Source organism: Kosakonia sp. AG348, from assembly GCF_003337365.1.
In the GTDB taxonomy this organism is placed as follows: Bacteria; Pseudomonadota; Gammaproteobacteria; order Enterobacterales; family Enterobacteriaceae; genus Kosakonia.
Genome location: NZ_QPJR01000001.1, coordinates 255,931 through 277,680, shown reverse-complemented (window position 1 = coordinate 277,680; position 21,750 = coordinate 255,931). Strand labels below are relative to the sequence as shown.

17 protein-coding genes are annotated in these 21,750 nt (G+C 53.7%); 7 read left to right on the top strand and 10 right to left on the bottom strand.

What is annotated here, in order from left to right; all coding sequences use genetic code 11:
- Window positions 1-53 precede the first annotated feature (53 nt).
- Together DFO56_RS01455 and DFO56_RS01450 are read left to right on the top strand one after the other, a co-directional pair.
- Window positions 54-602 carry a YcbK family protein gene (locus DFO56_RS01455; RefSeq protein WP_020457248.1) on the top strand — a complete coding sequence of 183 codons (549 nt, stop codon included), beginning with the start codon at window positions 54-56 and terminating at the stop codon, window positions 600-602.
- 26 nt (window positions 603-628) lie between these two features.
- On the top strand, window positions 629-1,276 hold the full coding sequence (locus DFO56_RS01450; protein ID WP_045506700.1) for an MBL fold metallo-hydrolase: 648 nt from the start codon (window positions 629-631) through the stop codon (window positions 1,274-1,276).
- 45 nt (window positions 1,277-1,321) lie between these two features.
- On the opposite strand, the gene DFO56_RS01445 is transcribed toward DFO56_RS01450, so the two are convergent.
- The 4 genes from DFO56_RS01445 to pncB all read right to left on the bottom strand — a co-directional run bounded on the left by DFO56_RS01445 (window position 1,322) and on the right by pncB (window position 7,208).
- A complete protein-coding gene (locus tag DFO56_RS01445; protein ID WP_045506702.1) occupies window positions 1,322-2,512 on the bottom strand; it encodes an amino acid aminotransferase in 1,191 nt (396 codons plus the stop codon).
- A 187-nt stretch (window positions 2,513-2,699) separates the two neighbouring features.
- Entirely contained in the window at window positions 2,700-3,842 is a 1,143-nt protein-coding gene (locus tag DFO56_RS01440; protein WP_045506705.1) for a porin, read from the bottom strand.
- Between the two features lie 602 nt (window positions 3,843-4,444).
- Entirely contained in the window at window positions 4,445-5,845 is a 1,401-nt protein-coding gene (gene asnS, locus DFO56_RS01435) for an asparagine--tRNA ligase (protein ID WP_045506708.1), read from the bottom strand.
- A gap of 160 nt (window positions 5,846-6,005) precedes the next feature.
- The gene (gene pncB / locus DFO56_RS01430) at window positions 6,006-7,208 is read right to left on the bottom strand and encodes a nicotinate phosphoribosyltransferase (RefSeq protein WP_045506711.1); all 1,203 of its coding nucleotides are present in this window, start codon (window positions 7,206-7,208) and stop codon (window positions 6,006-6,008) included.
- Window positions 7,209-7,471: 263 nt separating this feature from the next.
- Here pncB and pepN point away from each other — a divergent pair, with 263 nt between their 5' ends.
- A complete protein-coding gene (gene pepN, locus DFO56_RS01420) occupies window positions 7,472-10,084 on the top strand; it encodes an aminopeptidase N (RefSeq protein WP_045506714.1) in 2,613 nt (870 codons plus the stop codon).
- A 205-nt stretch (window positions 10,085-10,289) separates the two neighbouring features.
- Here the strand turns inward: pepN and ssuB are convergent, their stop codons facing one another.
- From ssuB to ssuE, 5 genes are read right to left on the bottom strand one after another with little or no spacing between them, the layout of a single operon-like run.
- Window positions 10,290-11,066, bottom strand: a complete 777-nt coding sequence (gene ssuB, locus DFO56_RS01415; RefSeq protein ID WP_045506719.1) for an aliphatic sulfonates ABC transporter ATP-binding protein — start codon at window positions 11,064-11,066, stop codon at window positions 10,290-10,292.
- Window positions 11,063-11,851 (bottom strand): aliphatic sulfonate ABC transporter permease SsuC, encoded by a 789-nt coding sequence (gene ssuC / locus DFO56_RS01410; RefSeq protein ID WP_045506722.1) that lies wholly within the window; start codon window positions 11,849-11,851, stop codon window positions 11,063-11,065. Before ssuC ends, ssuB begins: the two co-directional genes overlap by 4 nt.
- 7 nt (window positions 11,852-11,858) lie before the next feature.
- Entirely contained in the window at window positions 11,859-13,004 is a 1,146-nt protein-coding gene (gene ssuD, locus DFO56_RS01405; RefSeq protein ID WP_045506725.1) for an FMNH2-dependent alkanesulfonate monooxygenase, read from the bottom strand.
- Window positions 13,001-13,972, bottom strand: a complete 972-nt coding sequence (locus DFO56_RS01400; protein ID WP_020457258.1) for a sulfonate ABC transporter substrate-binding protein — start codon at window positions 13,970-13,972, stop codon at window positions 13,001-13,003. The genes ssuD and DFO56_RS01400 overlap by 4 nt, the downstream gene beginning before the upstream one ends.
- A complete protein-coding gene (gene ssuE / locus DFO56_RS01395) occupies window positions 13,965-14,540 on the bottom strand; it encodes an NADPH-dependent FMN reductase (protein ID WP_045506728.1) in 576 nt (191 codons plus the stop codon). The genes DFO56_RS01400 and ssuE overlap by 8 nt, the downstream gene beginning before the upstream one ends.
- 247 nt (window positions 14,541-14,787) lie before the next feature.
- Here ssuE and pyrD point away from each other — a divergent pair, with 247 nt between their 5' ends.
- Together pyrD and zapC are read left to right on the top strand one after the other, a co-directional pair.
- Window positions 14,788-15,798 carry a quinone-dependent dihydroorotate dehydrogenase gene (pyrD, locus tag DFO56_RS01390; protein ID WP_045506731.1) on the top strand — a complete coding sequence of 337 codons (1,011 nt, stop codon included), beginning with the start codon at window positions 14,788-14,790 and terminating at the stop codon, window positions 15,796-15,798.
- A 168-nt stretch (window positions 15,799-15,966) separates the two neighbouring features.
- Window positions 15,967-16,509, top strand: a complete 543-nt coding sequence (gene zapC / locus DFO56_RS01385) for a cell division protein ZapC (RefSeq protein WP_020457261.1) — start codon at window positions 15,967-15,969, stop codon at window positions 16,507-16,509.
- Here zapC and DFO56_RS01380 read toward each other — a convergent pair.
- Window positions 16,506-17,615 (bottom strand): YcbX family protein, encoded by a 1,110-nt coding sequence (locus DFO56_RS01380; RefSeq protein WP_072051603.1) that lies wholly within the window; start codon window positions 17,613-17,615, stop codon window positions 16,506-16,508. The genes zapC and DFO56_RS01380 overlap by 4 nt on opposite strands.
- A 99-nt stretch (window positions 17,616-17,714) precedes the next feature.
- Here DFO56_RS01380 and rlmKL point away from each other — a divergent pair, with 99 nt between their 5' ends.
- Window positions 17,715-19,823 carry a bifunctional 23S rRNA (guanine(2069)-N(7))-methyltransferase RlmK/23S rRNA (guanine(2445)-N(2))-methyltransferase RlmL gene (gene rlmKL / locus DFO56_RS01375; RefSeq protein WP_045506737.1) on the top strand — a complete coding sequence of 703 codons (2,109 nt, stop codon included), beginning with the start codon at window positions 17,715-17,717 and terminating at the stop codon, window positions 19,821-19,823.
- A 12-nt stretch (window positions 19,824-19,835) separates the two neighbouring features.
- Window positions 19,836-21,743, top strand: coding sequence for an ABC transporter ATP-binding protein (locus DFO56_RS01370; protein ID WP_045506740.1), 1,908 nt, complete (start codon window positions 19,836-19,838; stop codon window positions 21,741-21,743).
- Window positions 21,744-21,750: the final 7 nt, after the last annotated feature.

Here is a 21,750-nt window from a genome sequence, read left to right as displayed (position 1 = left end):
TATACGAGTGCATAAATTTTGTTCAACATTGCTTATCTGTAGAATTTATTATCATGGATAAATTTGACGCTAATCGCCGCAAACTGCTGGCGTTGGGTGGGGTCGCACTCGGTGCTGCCATCTTACCAACACCGGCTTTTGCCACCCTTTCCACGCCGCGCCCGCGTATTTTGACGCTGAATAATCTGAATACCGGCGAATCTATTAAAGCTGAGTTTTTCGATGGCAGGGGCTATATTCAGGATGAATTAGCAAAACTTAATCATTTTTTCCGTGATTACCGCGCGAATAAAATCAAAACCATCGACCCTCGTTTGTTCGACCATCTTTTCCGTTTGCAAGGGCTGCTGGGAACACGCAAGCCAGTGCAACTGATCTCCGGTTACCGTTCTGTTGATACCAACAATGAACTACGCGCACACAGCCGCGGTGTGGCGAAACAGAGCTATCACACCAAAGGTCAGGCCATGGATTTCCATATTGAAGGGATTTCGCTGAGTAATATTCGCAAAGCCGCGTTATCTCTGCGCGCGGGTGGTGTAGGATACTATCCCAGCAGCAACTTTGTGCATATTGATACCGGGCCGGTAAGGCACTGGTAAAACTCAGGCTGAGCTACAGGAGCAGTATGAACTATCGTATTATTCCGGTTACCGCGTTCTCCCAGAATTGTTCGCTTATCTGGTGTGAGCAGACCCAACTTGCCGCCGTGGTCGATCCCGGCGGTGACGCCGAACGGATCATTCAGGAAGTGGACGCTTCAGGCGTGACACTGACGCAGATCCTGCTTACGCATGGTCACCTTGATCATGTTGGTGCCGCAGCTGAACTGGCGCAGCATTATGGTGTGCCAATTATCGGCCCGGAAAAAGAAGATGAGTTCTGGCTGCAAGGCCTGCCGGCACAAAGCCGGATGTTTGGCCTGGAGGAGTGCCAGCCGCTGACGCCCGATCGTTGGTTAAATGAAGGCGACAGCGTCACGGTGGGTAAAATAACGCTGCAGGTATTGCACTGTCCTGGTCATACGCCGGGGCACATTGTGTTCTTTGATGCACAATCTCGTTTGCTGATTTCCGGCGATGTGATTTTTAAAGGTGGCGTAGGGCGCAGCGATTTCCCGAAGGGCAACCATGGGCAATTGATTGATTCCATCAAGCGCAAATTGTTGCCGCTCGGTGATGATGTTACTTTCCTTCCCGGACATGGTCCGATGTCTACGCTGGGAAATGAGCGGTTGCACAATCCGTTCCTGCAAGATGAATTACCGGTCTGGTAAATAAAAAAGGGTCGCTTCGGCGACCCTTTTTGTTGCTGCTGTAACTTACAGTACGGCAACGATAGCTTCGCACAGCGGTGACATATTATCCGGCGTCATGCCCGCGACGTTAATGCGCCCTGAAGCAACCGCGTAGATACCAAACTCTTCACGCAAGCGCAGCACCTGTTCTTTGCTCAGGCCGCTGAAGGAGAACATACCGTTCTGTCTGGTGATAAAGCTGAAATCGCGGTTAGCCCCTTTCTCCTGCAAGGTATTAACAAACAGCAGGCGCATACGCTGAATGCGCTGGCGCATGTCTGTTAACTCTTGTTCCCAAATGGCACGCAGAGCCTCGTTACTGAGAATGGTTGCAACCACGGAAGCGCCGTGTGCTGGCGGGTTAGAGTAGTTAGCACGGATAACAGCTTTCATCTGGCTGAATGCGCGATCGGCGCTTTCCGCGTCTGCGTTCACCAATGTGCAGGCACCGACGCGTTCATTGTACAGACCAAAGTTTTTCGAGAACGAACTGGCAACCAGCAGCTCTTTATGCAGCTCAGCAAATGCGCGTAATCCTTCAGCATCTTCTTCGAGGCCGCGAGCAAAGCCCTGATAAGCGAAGTCGAACAGTGGCAGCCAGCCTTTTTCAACGGACAGCTTCGCCAGCGTTTCCCACTGTTCCAGCGTTGGATCGATACCGGTCGGGTTATGGCAGCAACCGTGGAACAGCACCACATCGCCTGCCTGGGCATTGTTCAGGCTTGCCAGCAAACCGTCGAAGTCCAGCGCATGATTTTGTGCGTCGTAATAAGCGTATTCACACACTTCCAGCCCGGCGGAGTTAAATACGCCTTTGTGGTTCGGCCAGCTCGGGTTGCTCACCCAGACACGTTTTGCGGAGGTGTTTTTGGCGAGAAAATCTGCCGCCACACGCAGGCCACCCGTACCGCCAGGCGTTTGCGCGGTGCGCGCACGTTTGTCATTGATAATCGCGCTGCCTTTGCCGAACAGCAGTTCCTGCGTGCAACGGCCAAACTCAGGAATACCGTCGATACCGAGATAGTTCTTGGTGGTTTCATTTTCCAGCAGATAAAGCTCGGCTTTTTTAACGCTGGTCAGCACCGGGGTCTTGCCGGTTTCATCTTTATAGACACCGATGCCTAAGTTGATTTTATTGGGGCGTTCATCGGCGCGAAACAGATCGGCCAGACCCAGAATGGGGTCGGCAGGGGCGGCGGTTATATTCTCAAACATGACGAGGTTCCATTTTGATGACAGAAGGGAGATCCGCTATCAGGTTAACGGCTGACACAGGAATTGCCAACCGTTTGCGATAAAAAGCGCGATGCTTTTCAAAACTCATCGTAATTTATCTTACAGGCATAAAAAAACAGGGCCAAAGGCCCTGTTTGATATGCATATAACAGTCGAGGGTGACTGATTAGAACTGGTAGGTCAGACCAACAGCTGCCTGGTCATCAGTACCGATGCCGTAGGTTTTAGCGCTGTAATCGTTGCTATCCAGCAGGTTGAAGCGGTAATCGAAGAACACGTTCATGTTCTTGTTGAAGTAGTAAGTCACGCCCGCCTGGACATATTTGGCCAGATCTGCAGTGCTTTCCGCACCGTTCAGGTTTTTACCTTTGCTCTGGACATAAGAAATTGCCGGACGCAAACCGAAATCGAATTGGTATTGGGCAACAACTTCAAAGTTCTGGGTTTTGTTAGCCGCTTCCCAGTAATCAGCTGCAGTCTGTCCTGCCGGAGTAGCATTGTTAATTGCAGCTTGACCAGCAGCGCTGTTAACAATGGTCATGTTACGCGTTTCAGCGTAAACAGTGGCGAGGTAGATGTTATTTGCATCATATTTTGCACCAACAGCCCATGCTTCAGCACGGTCGCCGTTGCCATCCGCTTCCTGTGCGGTGGTACGCTTGGAATTGCTATATGCTCCGGAAATGCCGAAACCACCACCAAAATCATAAGCTACTGAGTAACCGACACCATCACCGTTCTGCGCATTCAGGCTGTGGTTGGATTCGTTTTTACCTTGATATTGTACAGCGAAAGCCAAGCCATCAACCAGACCGAAGAAGTCAGAGTTACGGTAGGTCAGAACACCACCGGCACGGCTGGTCAGGTAGTTATCAGTGTAAGCGCCACCCCAGGTTTCGCCGGAGAAGTACGGTGCCATATCTGTATAGGATTCAACATCATATACAACACCATAGTTACGACCATAATCCAGAGAACCAGCGTTGGCAACTTTCAGACCTGCAAATGCCAAACGGGTATTGCCTGCGCCTTGCTCGCCTTCAGCTTTGCTTGCATTAGTACGATATTCCCACTGACCATAACCAGTCAGATCGCTATTGATCTGAGTTTCGCCTTTGAAACCAATCTGACCGTAAGTTGCATCGCTGTTAGAGCTGCCTTCGCCAGTGGTCGTCCAAACATGACGGCCTACAGCTTTACCATACAGGTCTACTTTGTTGCCGTCTTTGTTGTAGATTTCTGCAGCGTTAGCTGCACCGGCTGCCAGCAGAGCAGGGATAACCACTGCCAGAATATTGCGCTTCATCATTATTTATTACCCTCATTGGTTTTTTTGAACACCTGCCACTGCCGCCAATAAATTCCGTCAAAAAAAATTTACGGAACTATTGATGAGAGTTTGGTGTCTTTCTGTGTCTGAAAGGCATCTTTCCAAACATAACAACGTTTCGCTACCCTGAAAGTGCTACAAATGTCTTAAAGAAGTAACAAAAAGAAATATTGTGTAAGATTTTATGTATTTTCGGGAACTTTGTGAACCATCTCAAAGTTCAGCATCGGGTGCTGGTTTAATGAGCGATATCATTGCTATTTATATGAATTACTTATATTTAATTAAGCTAAAGGCTTTTCTTATCCGCGAAACGCGCGTGTCGTGTTTTTTCTTATAATGGTATTTAGCCATCCAGATTGCTGTGCGTATTTTAACCAAAAGTGCTAATTAACAGGCTGACATATTCCGCAATAAACGGTTTGGGGGATTTACGTACAGAAGTTTTTCAGGTGTAAAAAGGTGCAAAGAAGGGTAAAAAACGCGACGGGGATTGGTGGATTCACTCGTGAACTGTTAATAAAAGTTGACGGGCGTCACATAAATGAACAAGGCCAGCGATAACGCTGGCCTTGAGAACATCAGAATGTTGCGGAGCGCGGAGTTCGCGGGAAAGGGATCACATCACGCACGTTCTGTACGCCGGTTACATAAGCAATCAGGCGTTCAAAACCCAGACCGAAGCCGGAGTGCGGTACAGTGCCGTAACGGCGCAGATCGCGATACCACCAGTAATCTTCTTTATTCAGCCCCATTTCTGCCATACGGGCATCCAGGACATCAAGACGCTCTTCACGCTGCGAACCGCCGATAATTTCACCGATACCCGGTGCCAGCACATCCATCGCCGCCACGGTTTTACCATCTTCGTTAAGACGCATATAGAACGCTTTAATATCTTTCGGGTAGTTTTTCACCACCACCGGTGCTTTGAAGTGTTTCTCGGCCAGGTAACGTTCATGTTCAGAAGCCAGGTCAACGCCCCAGTACACCGGGTTCTCGAACTTCTCACCGCATTTTTCGAGAATGGCGACCGCATCGGTGTAATCAACCTGAGCGAAATCTGCCGCGATGAAACGCTCCAGACGGCCAATAGCATCTTTGTCCACACGCTCTTCAAAGAACTTCAGGTCGTCCAGACGCTCTTCCAGCACCGCTTTAAAGGCGTATTTCAGCATCGCTTCAGCCAGACGGGCGTTATCGTCGAGATCGGCGAAAGCGATTTCTGGTTCCAGCATCCAGAATTCAGCCAGGTGGCGGCTGGTGTTGGAGTTCTCCGCGCGGAACGTCGGGCCGAAGGTATAAACCTTGGACAGGGCACAGGCATAGGTTTCAGCGTTCAACTGGCCGGAAACGGTCAGGAAAGCTTCTTTACCAAAGAAATCTTTATCAAAATCGACTTTGCCTTCCGCGGTACGCGGCAGGTTTTCCATATCCAGCGTGGAGACGCGGAACATTTCGCCTGCGCCTTCGGTATCCGACGCGGTAATAAGCGGCGCAGATACCCAGAAGAAACCTTGTTCGTCGAAGAAACGATGCAGCGCCTGCGCCAGCGTGTGGCGAACGCGCGCAACCGCGCCAATCAGGTTAGTGCGCGGGCGCAGGTGAGCAACTTCACGCAGATATTCGATACTGTGGCGTTTTGCCGCCATCGGGTAGGTATCCGGATCTTCAACCCAGCCGGTGACGTCGACAGAGGTCGCCTGAATTTCCAGACTCTGGCCTTCGCCCGGTGACGCCACGACTTTGCCGGTGACGATAACGGAGCAACCGGTGGTCAGACGCAGCACTTCGTCATGGTAATTGGGCAGAGAATTATTAATAACGGCCTGTACAGGATTAAAGCAGGAGCCGTCATAAACGGCGAGGAAGGAGATACCAGCTTTAGAATCTCGGCGGGTGCGTACCCATCCGCGTACGGTGACTTCACTGTCAACGGCCACGCGGCTATGGAATACGTCGGCTACAGGCACAACGCTCATAATATTCTCTCTGTTAATAGTCGGAAAAAATAAACACTTGTCCGCCCGATTAGGGGGGATATCTATGTTACCTGGCGTACGCCATCAGACAAGCAGAATTCGCAGGAACAATTAATAAATTATTGGCAAAAAAAGAAGGGAGCTCCCAGGCTCCCTGCTATTAACTGGCTTTTTTGACCTGCGGCAGGTCAAACGCTTCGCGTAAGGCGCGAACAAACGCCTTGTCATGGCAGATAGTTTTCCCGGGGCTGTCGGATAATTTTGCTACCGGTTTTCCGTTGCACTCAACGAGCTTGATAACAATATTCAGCGGTTTTACGCCGGGAATATCACACGTCAGGCGTGTCCCGATACCAAAGCCCAGCTTGACGCGATCGGCAAAGTAGCAATAGAGATCCAGCGCTTTGTTTAGATCGAGATTATCCGAGAATATTAGCGTCTTCGACAGAGGATCGATGCCGAGTTTCTCATAGTGGGCAATCGCTTTTTCGCCCCATTCCACCGGATCGCCAGAATCATGGCGTAGCCCCTGGTAACGGGTTGCGAATTCCGGGCCGAAGTCACGTAAAAACGCATCCATCGTAATGCAGTCTGTTAACGCAATTCCCAGTTGGTTTGGATACTCCTCAAGCCAGGCCGCGAGTGCCGCGCGCTGGCTGGTGGCCAAATCGGGGCTGATCTGTTGGTGGGCCTGGAACCACTCATGCGCCTGGGTGCCCATGGGGGTCAGCGACAGCCGGCGGGCCAGGTCATAATTACTGGTGCCAATAAACCAGGGTTCTTGTTGCAACCGTTCGACTATCGCTTGTTGCACATCGCGGGAGAAACGGCGGCGCGTACCGAAATCCATCAGACGGAAACCGGACATATCTACCTGCGCGGTGCGCGCAGCGAAATCCGCCAGTTTCTCTTCCAGATGCAGCAGAGCCTGCTGCACGCCAGTCTGTGGCGAACGGCAGCGGTGAACCACTTCACTGATCACTGCCAGCAGCGGCACTTCCCACATGATCACTTCGCGCCACGGGCCGGAAAGGCTGATATGCAGCTTGCCGTTGTCGTTAGTAATCGTGACCTGGCGCGGGTCATAACGAAAATGACGGAGCCAGTTAAGGTAGTCAGGCTGAAAGAAGGGGAGGCCGGACAGCCACAGATACTCGTCATCTTGCAGACGCAACGATTGCATCGCGTCGACCTGTTCGCGAATCGCATCTGCGTAGATACCGAGCAGGTCATCGCCGCGACAGCGGAATTCAGCCGACACATGCACGTCATAATAGTGGTGAAACACCGCTTGCTGCATGTGCAGCTTGTAAGCGTCGGTATCCAGCAGCGTTTGCAGACCTGAGAAAGCGAGTTGAGTCATGGTGCGCAGTAGCATCCTCTTACAGGAGCGTTTAGTACAATAAACAAAGCAGAATGTCGCTGGAGTATACCTTGTTTACCTGGTTATTGAACCCTGATCACACCATAAGGCATTGAATGGGTCGATGGCATTTCGTGCCGACTGTTATAAAAATGTAGCAGACAGAGCTTTTCCCTCTGAAAAGATGAAGATTCTGCGTGGCGCGTTTGCGGCAACCGGAATAGACTGGAGTCGTAACCAACAGAAGATGCTAAAGGTTTTTTATGACACAACAGCCACAAGCCAAATACCGTCACGACTACCGTGCGCCGGACTACCTGATTAGCGATATTGACTTGACCTTTGACCTTGACGCCGCCAAAACCGTCGTCACTGCGCTGAGCAAAGTGTCACGCCATAGCGCCTCTGCTGTGCCGCTGCGCCTGGATGGCGGCGAGCTGACCCTGATTTCCATTCACGTAAATGATGAGCCCTGGACCAACTATAAAGAAGAAGGCTCCCAACTGGTGATCGATGGTTTGCCAGAGCGTTTTACCTTGCGCATTGTGAATGAAATAAGCCCGGCCGCGAATACCGCGCTTGAAGGGCTGTACCAGTCCGGTGAAGCGCTGTGTACGCAGTGTGAAGCGGAAGGCTTCCGCCATATTACCTGGTACCTGGACCGCCCGGATGTGCTGGCGCGTTTTACCACCAAGCTGATTGCCGATAAAACCCGCTATCCGTTCCTGCTCTCTAACGGCAACCGCGTTGATCAGGGCGAACTGGAGAATGGTCGTCACTGGGTACAGTGGCAGGATCCGTTCCCGAAACCCTGCTATCTGTTTGCGCTGGTCGCCGGAGATTTCGACGTGCTGCGCGACACATTCACCACCCGTTCCGGGCGTGAAGTGGCGCTGGAGCTATATGTCGATCGCGGCAACCTCGATCGTGCACCGTGGGCGATGACCTCGCTGAAAAACTCCATGAAGTGGGACGAACAGCGTTTCGGCCTCGAATACGATCTCGACATCTATATGATTGTCGCTGTCGACTTCTTCAATATGGGTGCCATGGAAAACAAAGGGTTGAACATATTCAACTCGAAATACGTGCTTGCCCGCACCGATACCGCTACCGATAAAGATTACCTTGATATCGAGCGCGTCATTGGTCACGAATACTTCCATAACTGGACCGGTAACCGCGTAACCTGCCGCGACTGGTTCCAACTCAGCCTGAAAGAGGGCTTGACGGTGTTCCGCGATCAGGAGTTCAGCTCTGACCTGGGCTCCCGTGCGGTAAACCGCATTAATAATGTGCGCACCATGCGTGGTCTGCAGTTCGCCGAAGACGCCAGCCCGATGGCGCACCCGATCCGCCCGGATAAAGTTATAGAAATGAATAATTTCTACACCCTGACGGTGTATGAAAAGGGCGCGGAAGTTATTCGCATGATGCATACGCTGCTTGGCGAAGAGAATTTCCAGAAAGGGATGCAGCTCTATTTTGAGCGTCATGACGGTAGCGCGGCGACCTGCGACGATTTCGTGCAGGCCATGGAGGATGCGTCAAACATCGATCTGTCGCATTTCCGCCGCTGGTACAGCCAGGCCGGTACGCCAGTGGTGACGGTGCACGATGATTACAACCCGAACACTGAGCAATACACGTTGACCATCAGCCAGCGCACACCGCCGACCGCCGAACAGCAAGACAAACTGCCGCTGCATATCCCGTTCGATATCGAACTTTACGATAACGAAGGTAAAGTGATCCCGTTGCAGAAAGACGGGCACCCGGTACATAACGTCCTGAACGTCACTCAGGCGGAACAGACCTTTATCTTTGATAACGTCTATTTCCAGCCGGTGCCGTCGCTGCTGCGTGAATTCTCTGCGCCGGTGAAGCTGGAATATAAATGGAGCGATCAGCAACTGACCTTCCTGATGCGCCACGCCAGTAACGATTTCTCCCGCTGGGACGCGGCGCAGAGCCTGCTGGCTACGCACATTAAACTGAACGTTGCGCGCCATCAGCAGGGCCAGGCGCTGTCGCTGCCACTGCATGTCGCGGATGCGTTTCGCGCGATCCTGCTGGACGAGACGATTGATCCTGCGCTTGCCGCAGAGATCCTGACGCTGCCGTCGGCAAATGAGATCGCCGAACTGTTTGAAACCATCGATCCTGTGGCCATCGCGGCGGTACGCGAAGCGCTGACGCGCACGCTTGCCACCGAACTTGCGGATGAGTGTCTGGCGGTGTACAACGCGCACAAACCCGATAGCTACCGCGTTGAACATGCGGATATCGGCAAACGCTCTTTGCGTAACACGTGCTTGCGTTACCTGGCGTTTGGCGATGCGCAACTGGCAGACAAACTGGTGAGCCAGCAGTATCACGACGCAGATAACATGACGGATGCGCTGGCGGCGCTTTCGGCGGCGGTTGCCGCGCAACTGCCGTGCCGCGATGCGCTGATGCAGGAATACGATGACAAATGGCATCACGACGGTCTGGTGATGGATAAATGGTTTATTCTGCAGGCCACCAGCCCGGCGAAAGATGTGCTGCAAACGGTGCGCAGCCTGTTGAAACACCGCTCGTTCACCCTCAGCAACCCGAACCGCATCCGCTCGCTGATTGGCGCTTTCGCCAGCAGCAACCCGGCAGCGTTCCATGCGCTGGATGGGAGCGGCTATCAGTTCCTGGCGGAAATGCTAACCGAGCTGAACAGCCGTAACCCGCAAGTGGCATCGCGTCTGATTGAGCCGCTGATCCGCCTGAAACGCTATGATGCTAAACGTCAGGCGATGATGCGTGCGGCGCTGGAGCAGTTAAAAGCGTTGCCGAACCTTTCCGGCGATCTGTACGAGAAAGTCAGCAAAGCGCTGGCGTAACAAAAATGCCGCCTTCACCGAAGGCGGCACTGTTTTCCCCGCAAAGGGCGCGCCGAAACCGTTATAAAGCCGCGTATACCAGTCCGTGATTTACCCCCGCCCACCTGGCTGAATTCAAACCGGTTGACGACTGCGCCGACAGAGCGTGGTTTTTAGTAAGCAATAAACCTTAACGGGCGCGACCTGTGCCGGTTACTACAGAACATTAAGCGTGACGAGTTTTTGGTAACGGAACGGTTTCCGACTCGCTGCGTTTCATCACCCGATTCAACACTTCCGCTTCCAGTTCTGCCAGTCTCACCGAACCCAGGCGGCGCGGATGCGGTAGATCGATGGCCAGGTCCAGCCCGATTTGTCCCTCTTCTATTAACAGGACGCGATCCGCCATCGCCACCGCTTCGCTGACATCATGCGTCACCAGTACCACCGTGAAACCGTGTGTCTGCCACAGCTCCATAATCAGTGCCTGCATTTCCAGACGGGTTAACGCATCCAGCGCACCCAGGGGTTCGTCGAGCAGCAGCAACCCCGGTTGATGTACCAGCGCCCGTGCCAGCGCGACCCGCTGTTTCTGCCCCCCGGACAACGCCGCAGGCCACTCGCTGGCTCGCTGTTCCAGCCCGACCGCGCGTAACGCATCCTGTGCGGCTTCCCGCCAGCGGCCTTTCAACCCTAAACCAACATTATCTATCACAGACTTCCATGGCAGCAGCCGGGCATCCTGAAACATCATCCGCGTGTCGTTTTGAATATTCGCCAGCGGTGTATTGCCCGCTAACAGCTCTCCGGCATTGGCGGTTTCCAGCCCGGCCAGCAGGCGCAGCAATGTGCTTTTGCCTCCGCCGCTGCGGCCTACCACGGCGACAAACTGCCCGGCGGCAATATGCAGATCCAGCCCGCTGAGCACGGTGTTATCGCCGTAACGTTTACTCACGCCGTTTAATAACAACGGGATCCCCTGAGTGAGTCGCGCCGTATTCATGCTGTTGCCTCCTTCACGTGATAAGCGGGATGCCAGCGCAGCCACAGGCGCTCCAGCAATTGCGCACTCACATCGGCCAGTTTGCCGAGCAGGGCATAGAGAATAATGGCTACCACCACAACATCCGTTTGCAGAAACTCTCTGGCGTTCATCGCCAGGTAGCCAATTCCGGCGTTGGCGGAAATTGTCTCGGCAACAATCAGTGTCAGCCACATCAGGCCGAGCGCAAAGCGTACCCCGACCATAATCGACGGCAGCGCGCCGGGCAGGATCACATGAACAAAGAGCGCAAAACCGGACAAACCGTAGCTGCGCGCCATCTCCAGCAATCCCCGGTCGATATTACGAATGCCGTGCCAGGTATTGATATAAATGGGGAACAACGTGCCGAGCGCGACAAGAAAAATTTTCGCGCTCTCATCGATACCAAACCACAAGATAACCAGTGGGATCAGCGCCAGATGCGGCACATTGCGCAACATCTGGATGGAGGTATCCAGCAGACGTTCTCCCCAGCGCGACAACCCGCTAATCAACCCCAGTGTCAGACCGATAGTGCCGCCAATCGAGAAACCAATTACCGCGCGCCAGGAGCTGATCGCCAGGTGTTGCCACAATTCACCGCTCACGCTTAATGTCCAGAATGCTTCCAGCACGCCTTCCGGTGAGGGAAGGATGCGCGTGGAGAGCAAGCCGGTGGAGGAAGCGATTTGCCACACCACCACAATCCCCGCCGGCAGCAGCCAGGGGGCAATGTGCAGGAGCCATTTCTTTTCTGCCGCCATAATTGCCTCAGCTTTGCGCCACTTTTCGGGGAATAAACTCGTTCGCCACCGTTTCGCCCTGTAACTGCAACGGTTGTGGCTGCGGAATTTGCGGCACCGCGACATCCAGGTGCGGGAACAGCAGTTCGCCGACGCGATATGCCTCTTCCAGGTGTGGATAGCCGGAAAGAATAAAGCTGTCGATGCCAAGCTCAGCGTATTCATTGATTCTTGCCGCGACGGTCGGGCCATCGCCCACCAGCGCGGTTCCCGCGCCGCCGCGTACCAGCCCAACTCCCGCCCACAGGTTGGGGCTGATCTCCAGTTGATCGCGCTTGCCGCCATGAAGCGCCGCCATCCGCTGTTGACCTACGGAATCCTGGCGAGAGAAGGCGGCCTGCGCTTTAGCAATCGTGGCATCATCCAGATGGGCGATCAGGTTATTCGCTGCCTGCCAGGCTTCGGCATTTGTTTCCCGGACAATCACATGCAGCCGAATACCGAAGCGCACTTTACGCCCGTGGGCTGCGGCTTTGGCGCGCACCTGTTCAATTTTTTCTTTTACCTGCGCTGGCGGCTCGCCCCATGTCAGATAAAGGTCAACCTGCTCAGCGGCCAGATCCTGCGCCACATCGGACGATCCACCGAAATAGAGCGGCGGTCGCGGTTGCTGCACCGGCGGGAAAAAGAGTTTCGCGCCGCGTACATGAATATGTTGGCCTTCGAAGTCTACGGTGTCGCCTTCCAGCAGACGACGCCAGACGTGAGTAAACTCCGCTGAGGCTTCATAACGCTGCGTATGATCGAGAAATACGCCGTCTCCGGCCAGTTCCTGCGGATCGCTGCCGGTTACCAGGTTAAACAGCGCACGTCCATTTGAGAGCCTGTCCAGCGTGGCCGCCTGGCGCGCAGCAACGGTCGGCGACGTGACGCTGGGACGCAGGGCGACAAGAAACTTCAACCGCTGCGTTACCGGGATAAGTGAGGCGGCGACCAGCCACGCATCTTCACAGGAGCGTCCGGTCGGGATCAGCACCCCGCTGAACCCTAAACGATCCGCCGCCTGAGCGACTTGTTGTAAATAAGCATGATCTACCGGGCGCGAGCCGTGGTCCGTCCCTAAGTAGTGACCATCGCCGTGGGTGGGTAAAAACCAGAACAGATTTAACCTCATGATTTGGCTCCTTGTTTGGCCGGTTGCCAGATACGGGTGCGAATATCGACTTTTTTCGGTAGCAACCGGTTCTCATAAAAGAGATCGGCCGTTTGCTGTTGCAGTGCGGCGGTGGTGTCATCGACCGGTGAGATTTTGGTCGGTGGACGGTGATCGAAATAGCTGGCAATCACCGGCTGGGGCAGCCCCAGCGTTTTGGCAAACAGCGCGATGCTTTCGTCACGCTGGCTAATGGTTAACGCATCGGCTTCGCTAAAGGTGTTCAGAACGCCCTGAATAAACGCACCGTTTTTTTCCGCATAGGGACGCGAAGCTAAATAGAAGGAGCCAGTCTGTTTCAGCGTGGTGCCGTCTTTCAGTACCCGCACGCCACCCTGCAGTAGCGCCGCCGAGTAGTAAGGATCCCAGATGGCCCATGCATCAACGTTACCTTGCTGGAACGCGGCGCGCGCATCCGCAGGTGTCAGAAACACCGGCTGAATATCGCTGAATTTCAGCCCGGCCTGTTGAAGTGCGCGCAGCAGTAAATTGTGTGAACTGGAACCTTTCTGGAAAGCGACTTTATGCCCTTTCAAATCGGCAACCGTTTTAATCGGACTGTTTTGTGCAACAAGGATCACTTCTGCTTTCGGCTTTGGTGGCTCAACGCCGACATACAGAAGATCCGCCCCCGCGGCTTGCGCAAATATTGGCGGAATGTCGCCCGTGCTGCCGAGATCGATACTGCCAATATTCAGTGCTTCCAGCATTTGCGGGCCTGCCGGGAATTCCGTCCAGGTGATTTTGGTGTTCGGGTAGCGTTTTTCCAGCAGTTCATGGCTTTTTGCCAGCACCATGCTGACGCTGCCTTTCTGGTAACCAATACGCAAACTTTCCGGTGCCGGTTCGGCGGCCTGCGTCCAGGCGGAAAGCGTCAGTAAACCGCTTAACGCCAGCCATTGCGCGCGATTTTTAAACAGATTAAACATGCGCGACTCCTTGCGGCAGGTGGAAATCCGGCGCCTGGATATCCCGGCGGTGCAGCGCTTGCCAGAAAGTTTCCAGCGCCTTATCCAGTCGGGTTTGCAGATTGGGCGTCAGGCTGGGCTTATGCTGGTAATCCAGCACCTGGCTATCATCGGCGAAGACGCCATGCAGGATCTCTTGCGCTTTCAGTGCGCTGAGCACCGGCTTCAGGGCGTAATCCACCGCCAGCATATGCGCCACGGTGCCGCCAGTGGCCAGCGGTAACACCACTTTGCCTTCCAGCGCCCGTTCGGGCAGCAGATCGAGCAGCGTTTTCAGGGCGCCGGAGTAAGCCGCTTTATAAATAGGTGTCGCGACGATTAACCCGTCGGCCTCGCTGAGTTGCCCAATAAATGTTTGCAACGCGGGGCTATCAAAGCGGGCATAGAGGAGATCCTCCGGCGCGAAATTTTGCAAATGCCAGTGACACACTTCAATATCCTGCGCATCCAGGCGCTCGCGGGCATACTCCAGCAACGCGCTGGAGCGGGAGGGAAAGCGCGGGCTTCCGGCCAGGGTGACAACTCTCATAATCGCTCCTTATAACCAATTGTTTGCTTTTAGATAACATTCATAACAATTAAGGGCAGTGTGGCAGAGTCGATTTATTCCACTAAATGATTTATTCGATGAAAATATGCTGAAATTTGCATAAAGGAGAGAGGTAAGAGAAAACGATTGCGTCGATTCGCCTTTTTTTGCCGCAGGTCAATTCCCTTTCGTCGGGTAATCACTGATAATACGCCCCCGGTTTGCAACCGGGAATCCAGGAGAGTTCATGTACTACCCCTTCGTTCGTAAAGCCCTTTTCCAGCTCGATCCAGAGCGCGCTCATGAATTAACGTTCCAGCAATTACGCCGTATTACCGGCACACCTTTCGAAGCCCTTGTACGTCAGCGTGTACCGGAGAAGCCGGTCAAATGCATGGGTCTGACCTTTAAGAACCCGTTGGGGTTAGCGGCCGGGCTGGATAAAAATGGTGAGTGCATTGATGCGCTGGGCGCGATGGGGTTTGGCGCCATCGAAATAGGTACCGTGACGCCACGCCCGCAGCCGGGTAATGACAAGCCGAGGATCTTCCGTCTGGTGGACGCCGAAGGGCTGATCAACCGTATGGGCTTTAATAATCTTGGCGTGGATAACCTGGTTGAGAACGTGAAGAAATCACACTTCGGCGGTGTGTTGGGCATTAATATTGGTAAAAATAAAGACACGCCAGTTGAGCAGGGTAAAGATGACTACCTGATTTGTATGGAAAAAATCTATGCCTACGCCGGTTATATCGCCATTAATATTTCTTCGCCAAATACGCCCGGTTTGCGCACGCTACAATATGGCGAAGCGCTGGACGATCTGCTTACGGCAATTAAGAATAAGCAAAACGATCTGCAAAATGTGCATCATAAATATGTTCCGGTAGCCGTAAAGATCGCACCAGATCTTTCTGAAGAAGAATTGATCCAGGTGGCCGATAGTTTAGTTCGCCACAATATTGATGGTGTTATTGCCACTAATACTACGCTTGAAAGATCGCTGGTACAGGGAATGAAACATTGTGACGAAACGGGTGGGTTAAGTGGTCGTCCGTTGCAATTAAAAAGCACGGAAATTATTCGGCGGTTGTCGCAAGAATTAAACGGACGCTTGCCCATTATTGGTGTGGGCGGCATCGACTCGGTGATAGCGGCTCGCGAGAAAATCGCCGCCGGTGCGTCACTGGTGCAAATTTATTCGGGCTTTATTTTTAAAGGTCCACCGCTGATTAAAGAAATCGTTACCCATATCTAATCTTTTATCCCTTCCTGTACAACCAGGGCTTTATTTCCCGCCCTGGTTGTTTTATATTCCACCACTGTTGCTAATTTAAACATTTTAGTCTTTTATTATTTAGGTAATAAACGAGGCGGCAAACAGGATGAAAAAGCGACAGGATGTTTAGGGGAAGGGGAGAGGAAAATGCGAATTAAACCTGACGATAATTGGCGCTGGTATTTTGATGATGAGCATGATCGCATGATGCTCGATTTAGCCAATGGCATGTTATTTCGCTCTCGTTTTGCCCGTAAGATGCTGACGCCAGACGCTTTCTCACCGTCTGGTTTTTGCGTGGATGATGCTGCGCTCTATTTCTCCTTTGATGAAAAATGCCGCGATTTGCCGTTATCCCATGAGCAACGCGCTGAACTGGTGCTTAACGCGCTGGTAGCGATTCGCTTCCTCAAGCCGCAAATGCCGAAAAGCTGGCACTTCATGACGCATGATTCCCTGTGGACGCCTGTTACGGGCGAAGGCGCTTGCGTCTGGCTGAGCGATACGCAGGAGTGTGTGAATCTGCTGGTGGTTGAACCGGGTGACAATGCTGCGCTGTGTCTGCTGGCGCAACCCGGCGTGGTAATTGCCGGGCGCACTATGCAACTGGGCGACGCGATTAAAATTATGAACGATCGCCTCAAACCACAGTTACATACCAACGCAATTCAGTTCGAACAGGCGGTTTAAGCCTCCAGTCGCAGCGATGTTTTCGGCACACAGCTACAGCAGAGAATTGAACCATCCGGCGCAACCGCTGATTTCTTCAGCGCACTGACTTCACCTTCCACTACGCGGATCCGGCAGCAACCGCAAATCCCGGCGCGGCACGAGTAGGGCACGCGAATCCCCTGATGTTCAAGCTGTTCAAGCAACACTTGTTGGTTATTGCCGCGAAATGTTTGACCTTGCCAGTTGATTTCTACCGTGCCTGCGGGTTGTGCATCCTGTTCAACAGCCTCTTCGGCTTCGCCTGCGCCGTATATTTTCGCGGGCGCCGTTGCCAGCACGGCTACTTCATCGCCAACGCGGATCACACCGCTATTACGGGCAATCAGGTTTTGGCCAAAATCGACGGTACCATTGTCCTGCGCGGTGCGAAAACGCTGTAAGGTCGCGAGAGGCTCACCGGAGGGGTGTTTTTGCCCGCGCTCCGGGCTGACGGTGGTGAACACACACCGGCTGCACGGTTTCACGACATCGAAAACCACCTCGCCAATACGCACCACTTTCCAGCTGTCCTCTTCCCACGGCTGCGCGCCCGTCACTACCAGGTTGGGGCGAAACTGCTCCATTTTCACGCTGGCCGGGCAACGGTTTTGTACATCACGCAGCGAGGCTTCGTTAGCCAGCAGATAGGGAAAACCATCGGCGAAAGATAACGGTACGTCGTCGTGGTGTTTAACGCGGCGGGTTAATTCAGGTCCAACCCAGCGCAACTGCACCTCGCGCGAAAAAAAGCCGCTCAGCCAGCGATTAATCTCGTCGGGCGCGATAAGGGCAGTAAAGTGGTTTCCCCATACTTCCGTGGGCGCGGCGTCGGGCGCAAAATCAGCAAAGCGAATCACCGCGCTGCTGCCATCCGGTGCGGTCAGGTGCAAACCATCGGTTAACGGTGAGGGCGTAAAGCGCACCATCTGCGGATACTGTCGTGCGGTAATAAAAGTGCCATCGGGTTGCGTGACCATAAAAACACGATCAAAAGCGAGGCCGCTGATATCGGCAAGTGCATGCGTCAGGCCAATACCACGCATGGATTTTACCGGATGAATAAAAAGACGTGAAAGCGTTGGCACGTCTTCCCCCTGTCTGATGAAAATTAGCCCTCAACTTTATGACATGAACGCCAGATTAGCTATAATGCGCAACAATTTTCGTTGAGTGTAAGTGACATTATGATTTCTCTGTTTGCCAGTACGGCCCGCGGGCTGGAAGAGCTGTTAAAAACTGAACTGGAAAAACTCGGTGCCGTTGAGTGCCGGGTTGTTCAGGGTGGTGTCCATTTTGAAGGGGACACGCGGCTCCTGTACCAGAGCCTGATGTGGAGTCGTCTGGCTTCGCGCATTATGCTGCCGCTCGGGGAGTGCAAGGTTTACAGCGATCTTGATCTCTACCTCGGCGTGCAGGCGATCAACTGGACAGAGATGTTTAATCCGGGCGCAACCTTCGCCGTCCATTTTAGCGGCCTGAACGATGAAATTCGTAACAGCCAGTACGGCGCGCTGAAAGTCAAAGATGCGATCGTCGACAGCTTTACCCGCAAAAACCTGCCGCGCCCGAATGTGGAACGTGAGATGCCGGACCTGCGTATTAACGTCTGGCTGAACCAGGATACGGCAAATATCTCCCTTGATCTGAGCGGTGAAGGTTTGCACCTGCGCGGCTACCGCGATCGCACCGGGATGGCGCCGATCAAAGAAAACCTGGCCGCCGCGATCGTGATGCGTTCTGGCTGGCTGGCAGGCACGCCGCTGCTGGATCCGATGTGCGGCTCCGGGACGCTGCTGATTGAAGCTGCGATGGCGGCGACCGATCGCGCGCCGGGTCTGCACCGCGGCCACTGGGGTTTTGGTGGCTGGGCACAGCACGATGAAGCGCTGTGGCAAGAGGTGAAAGCCGAGGCGCAGGCGCGTGCGCGTGCGGGGTTGGCGAATTATGCCTCCCATTTTTATGGGTCAGACAGCGACGCGCGCGTTATCGATATCGCCCGTAAAAACGCCCGACGCGCCGGGATTGGCGAGCTGGTGACTTTTGAGGTGAAAGATGTTGCCGAGCTGAGCAACCCGCTGCCAAAAGGCCCGTACGGTACGGTGATCAGTAACCCGCCGTATGGTGAGCGTCTGGAGAGTGAACCGGCGCTGATCGCGCTGCACAGCCTGTTGGGCCGTCTGCTGAAAGCACAATTTGGCGGCTGGAATCTGTCACTGTTTAGCGCCTCGGTTGATCTGCTGAACTGCCTGCAACTGCGCGCTGAGCGCCAGTTCAAAGCGAAAAACGGCCCGCTGGATTGCGTGCAGAAAAATTACCATCTGGCGGAAAATACCGGCGAAGCGAAAGCGCCGGCAATGGCGGAAGATTACGCGAATCGCCTGCGCAAGAACGTTAAAAAGCTGGAAAAATGGGCGCGTCAGGAAGGTATCGAATGTTATCGCCTGTACGATGCCGATCTGCCGGATTACAACGTCGCGGTCGATCGCTATGCCGATTGGGTGGTGGTGCAGGAGTATGCCGCACCGAAAACGATTGATGCGCAAAAAGCGCGCCAGCGTCTGTTTGATATCATTGCGGCCACCATTCATGTGTTGGGGATTGCGCCAAACAAGCTGGTGTTGAAAACCCGTGAACGGCAGAAGGGCAACAATCAGTATCAGAAAATGAATGAAAAGGGTGATTTCATGGAAGTGAGCGAATATAACGCTCGCCTGTGGGTCAACCTGACCGATTATCTTGATACCGGTTTGTTCCTCGATCACCGTATCGCGCGCCGTATGCTCGGCCAAATGAGTAAAGGCAAAGATTTCCTGAATCTATTCTCTTATACCGGCAGCGCCAGTGTGCATGCGGGGCTGGGCGGCGCGCGTTCGACGACAACGGTGGATATGTCACGTACCTATCTGGAGTGGGCCGAGCGCAACCTGCGTCTTAATGGCCTGAGCGGTCATGCGCATCGCCTGATCCAGGCCGACTGCCTTGCGTGGCTGCGCGATACTGATGAGCAGTTCGACCTGATCTTTATCGATCCGCCGACCTTCTCCAACTCCAAACGTATGGAAGAGTCTTTTGATGTACAGCGCGACCATATGGCGCTGATGCAGGATCTCAAACGCCTGTTGCGTAAGGGCGGCACGATCATGTTTTCCAATAACAAACGCGGTTTCCGTATGGATCTCGACGGGCTGGCGAAACTGGGTCTTAAAGCACAAGAAATCACCCAAAAAACGCAGTCGCAGGATTTTGCCCGCAACCGTCAGATCCACAACTGCTGGCTGATTACCGCAGCCTGAAAGGATAAATAAATGTCATTAATCAGTATGCATGGCGCGTGGCTGTCATTCAGCGATGCGCCGCTTCTCGATAATGCTGAGCTGCATATCGAAGAAAACGAACGCGTGTGCCTTGTTGGGCGTAACGGCGCGGGGAAATCAACGCTGATGAAGATCCTCAACCGGGAAGTTAACCTGGATGATGGTCGCATTGTGTATGAGCAAGATTTGGTGGTGGCACGCCTGCAACAGGATCCGCCGCGTAATGTTACCGGCAGCGTCTACGATTTTGTCGCTGAAGGGATTGAAGAACAGGCCGAGTATCTCAAGCGCTACCATGAGGTTTCCCACCTGGTGATGAGCGATCCGAGCGATAAAAACCTCGCCGAGTTAGCGCGTGTGCAGGAGATGCTGGATCACCACGGTTTGTGGCAACTGGAAAACCGTATCAATGAAGTGCTGGCACAGCTGGGGCTGACGGCGGATATGTCGCTCTCCGCTCTTTCCGGCGGCTGGTTGCGTAAGGCAGCGCTGGGGCGCGCGCTGGTGAGCGGTCCGCGTGTGCTGCTGCTCGACGAACCAACCAACCACCTGGATATTGAAACTATCGACTGGCTGGAAGGGTTCCTGAAATCTTTCGGCGGCACCATCATCTTTATCTCTCACGATCGTTCGTTTATTCGCAATATGGCGACGCGTATCGTCGACCTCGATCGCGGCAAGCTGGTTTCCTATCCGGGCAACTACGATCAGTATCTGCTGGAGAAAGAAGAAGCCCTGCGCGTGGAAGAGCTGCAAAATGCGGAATTTGATCGCAAGCTGGCGCAGGAAGAGGTGTGGATCCGCCAGGGCATCAAGGCGCGTCGTACTCGTAACGAAGGCCGCGTCCGCGCGTTAAAAGCCATGCGCCGCGAGCGCAGTGAACGCCGTGAAGTGATGGGCAGCGCGAAGATGCAGGTGGAAGAAGCCTCCCGCTCCGGCAAGATTGTTTTCGAGATGGAAGACGTCAATTACGGCATTGATGGCAAAGTGCTGGTGCGCAATTTCTCCACGCAGGTGCAGCGCGGCGACAAAATCGCGCTGATCGGCCCGAACGGCTGCGGTAAGACTACGCTGCTCAAATTGATGCTGGATCAACTCAAAGCCGATAGCGGGCGTGTCCATGTCGGTACCAAACTGGAAGTGGCCTATTTCGATCAGCACCGCGCCGAACTGGATCCGGATAAAACGGTGATGGACAACCTTGCTGAAGGTAAGCAAGAAGTGCTGGTGAACGGCAAGCCGCGCCACATTCTGGGCTACTTGCAGGACTTTCTGTTCCATCCGAAACGGGCGATGACGCCGGTACGTGCGCTCTCTGGCGGGGAACGTAACCGACTGTTGCTGGCGCGTTTGTTCCTGAAACCCAGCAACCTGTTAATTCTCGATGAACCAACCAACGATCTGGATGTTGAAACGCTGGAACTGCTGGAAGAGCTTATCGATGCCTATCAGGGTACGGTTCTGCTGGTGAGCCACGATCGTCAGTTCGTTGATAATACCGTGACCGAATGCTGGATCTTCGAAGGCGACGGCCAGATTGGTCAGTATGTTGGCGGCTATCACGATGCCCGTGGTCAGCAGGCGGCATCGCAGATGCAAAAACAGGACGCCGCGAAAAAAAGTATGGAAGCGCCGGTAGCCAAAGCAGAAACTGTCAAACGCAACAGTAACAAACTAAGCTATAACCTGCAGCGTGAACTGGAACAATTACCGCAAAAGCTGGAACAACTGGAAGCACAACTAGGGGATTTGCAAGCGCAGGTCGCCGATGCCAGTTTCTTTAGCCAGCCGCACGACCATACGCAGAAAGTCTTAGCCGATATGGCTTCGGCGGAGCAAGCGCTTGAAGAAGCGTTTGAACGCTGGGAGTATCTGGAGGCTCTGAAAAACGGCGCATAAAGGGAGC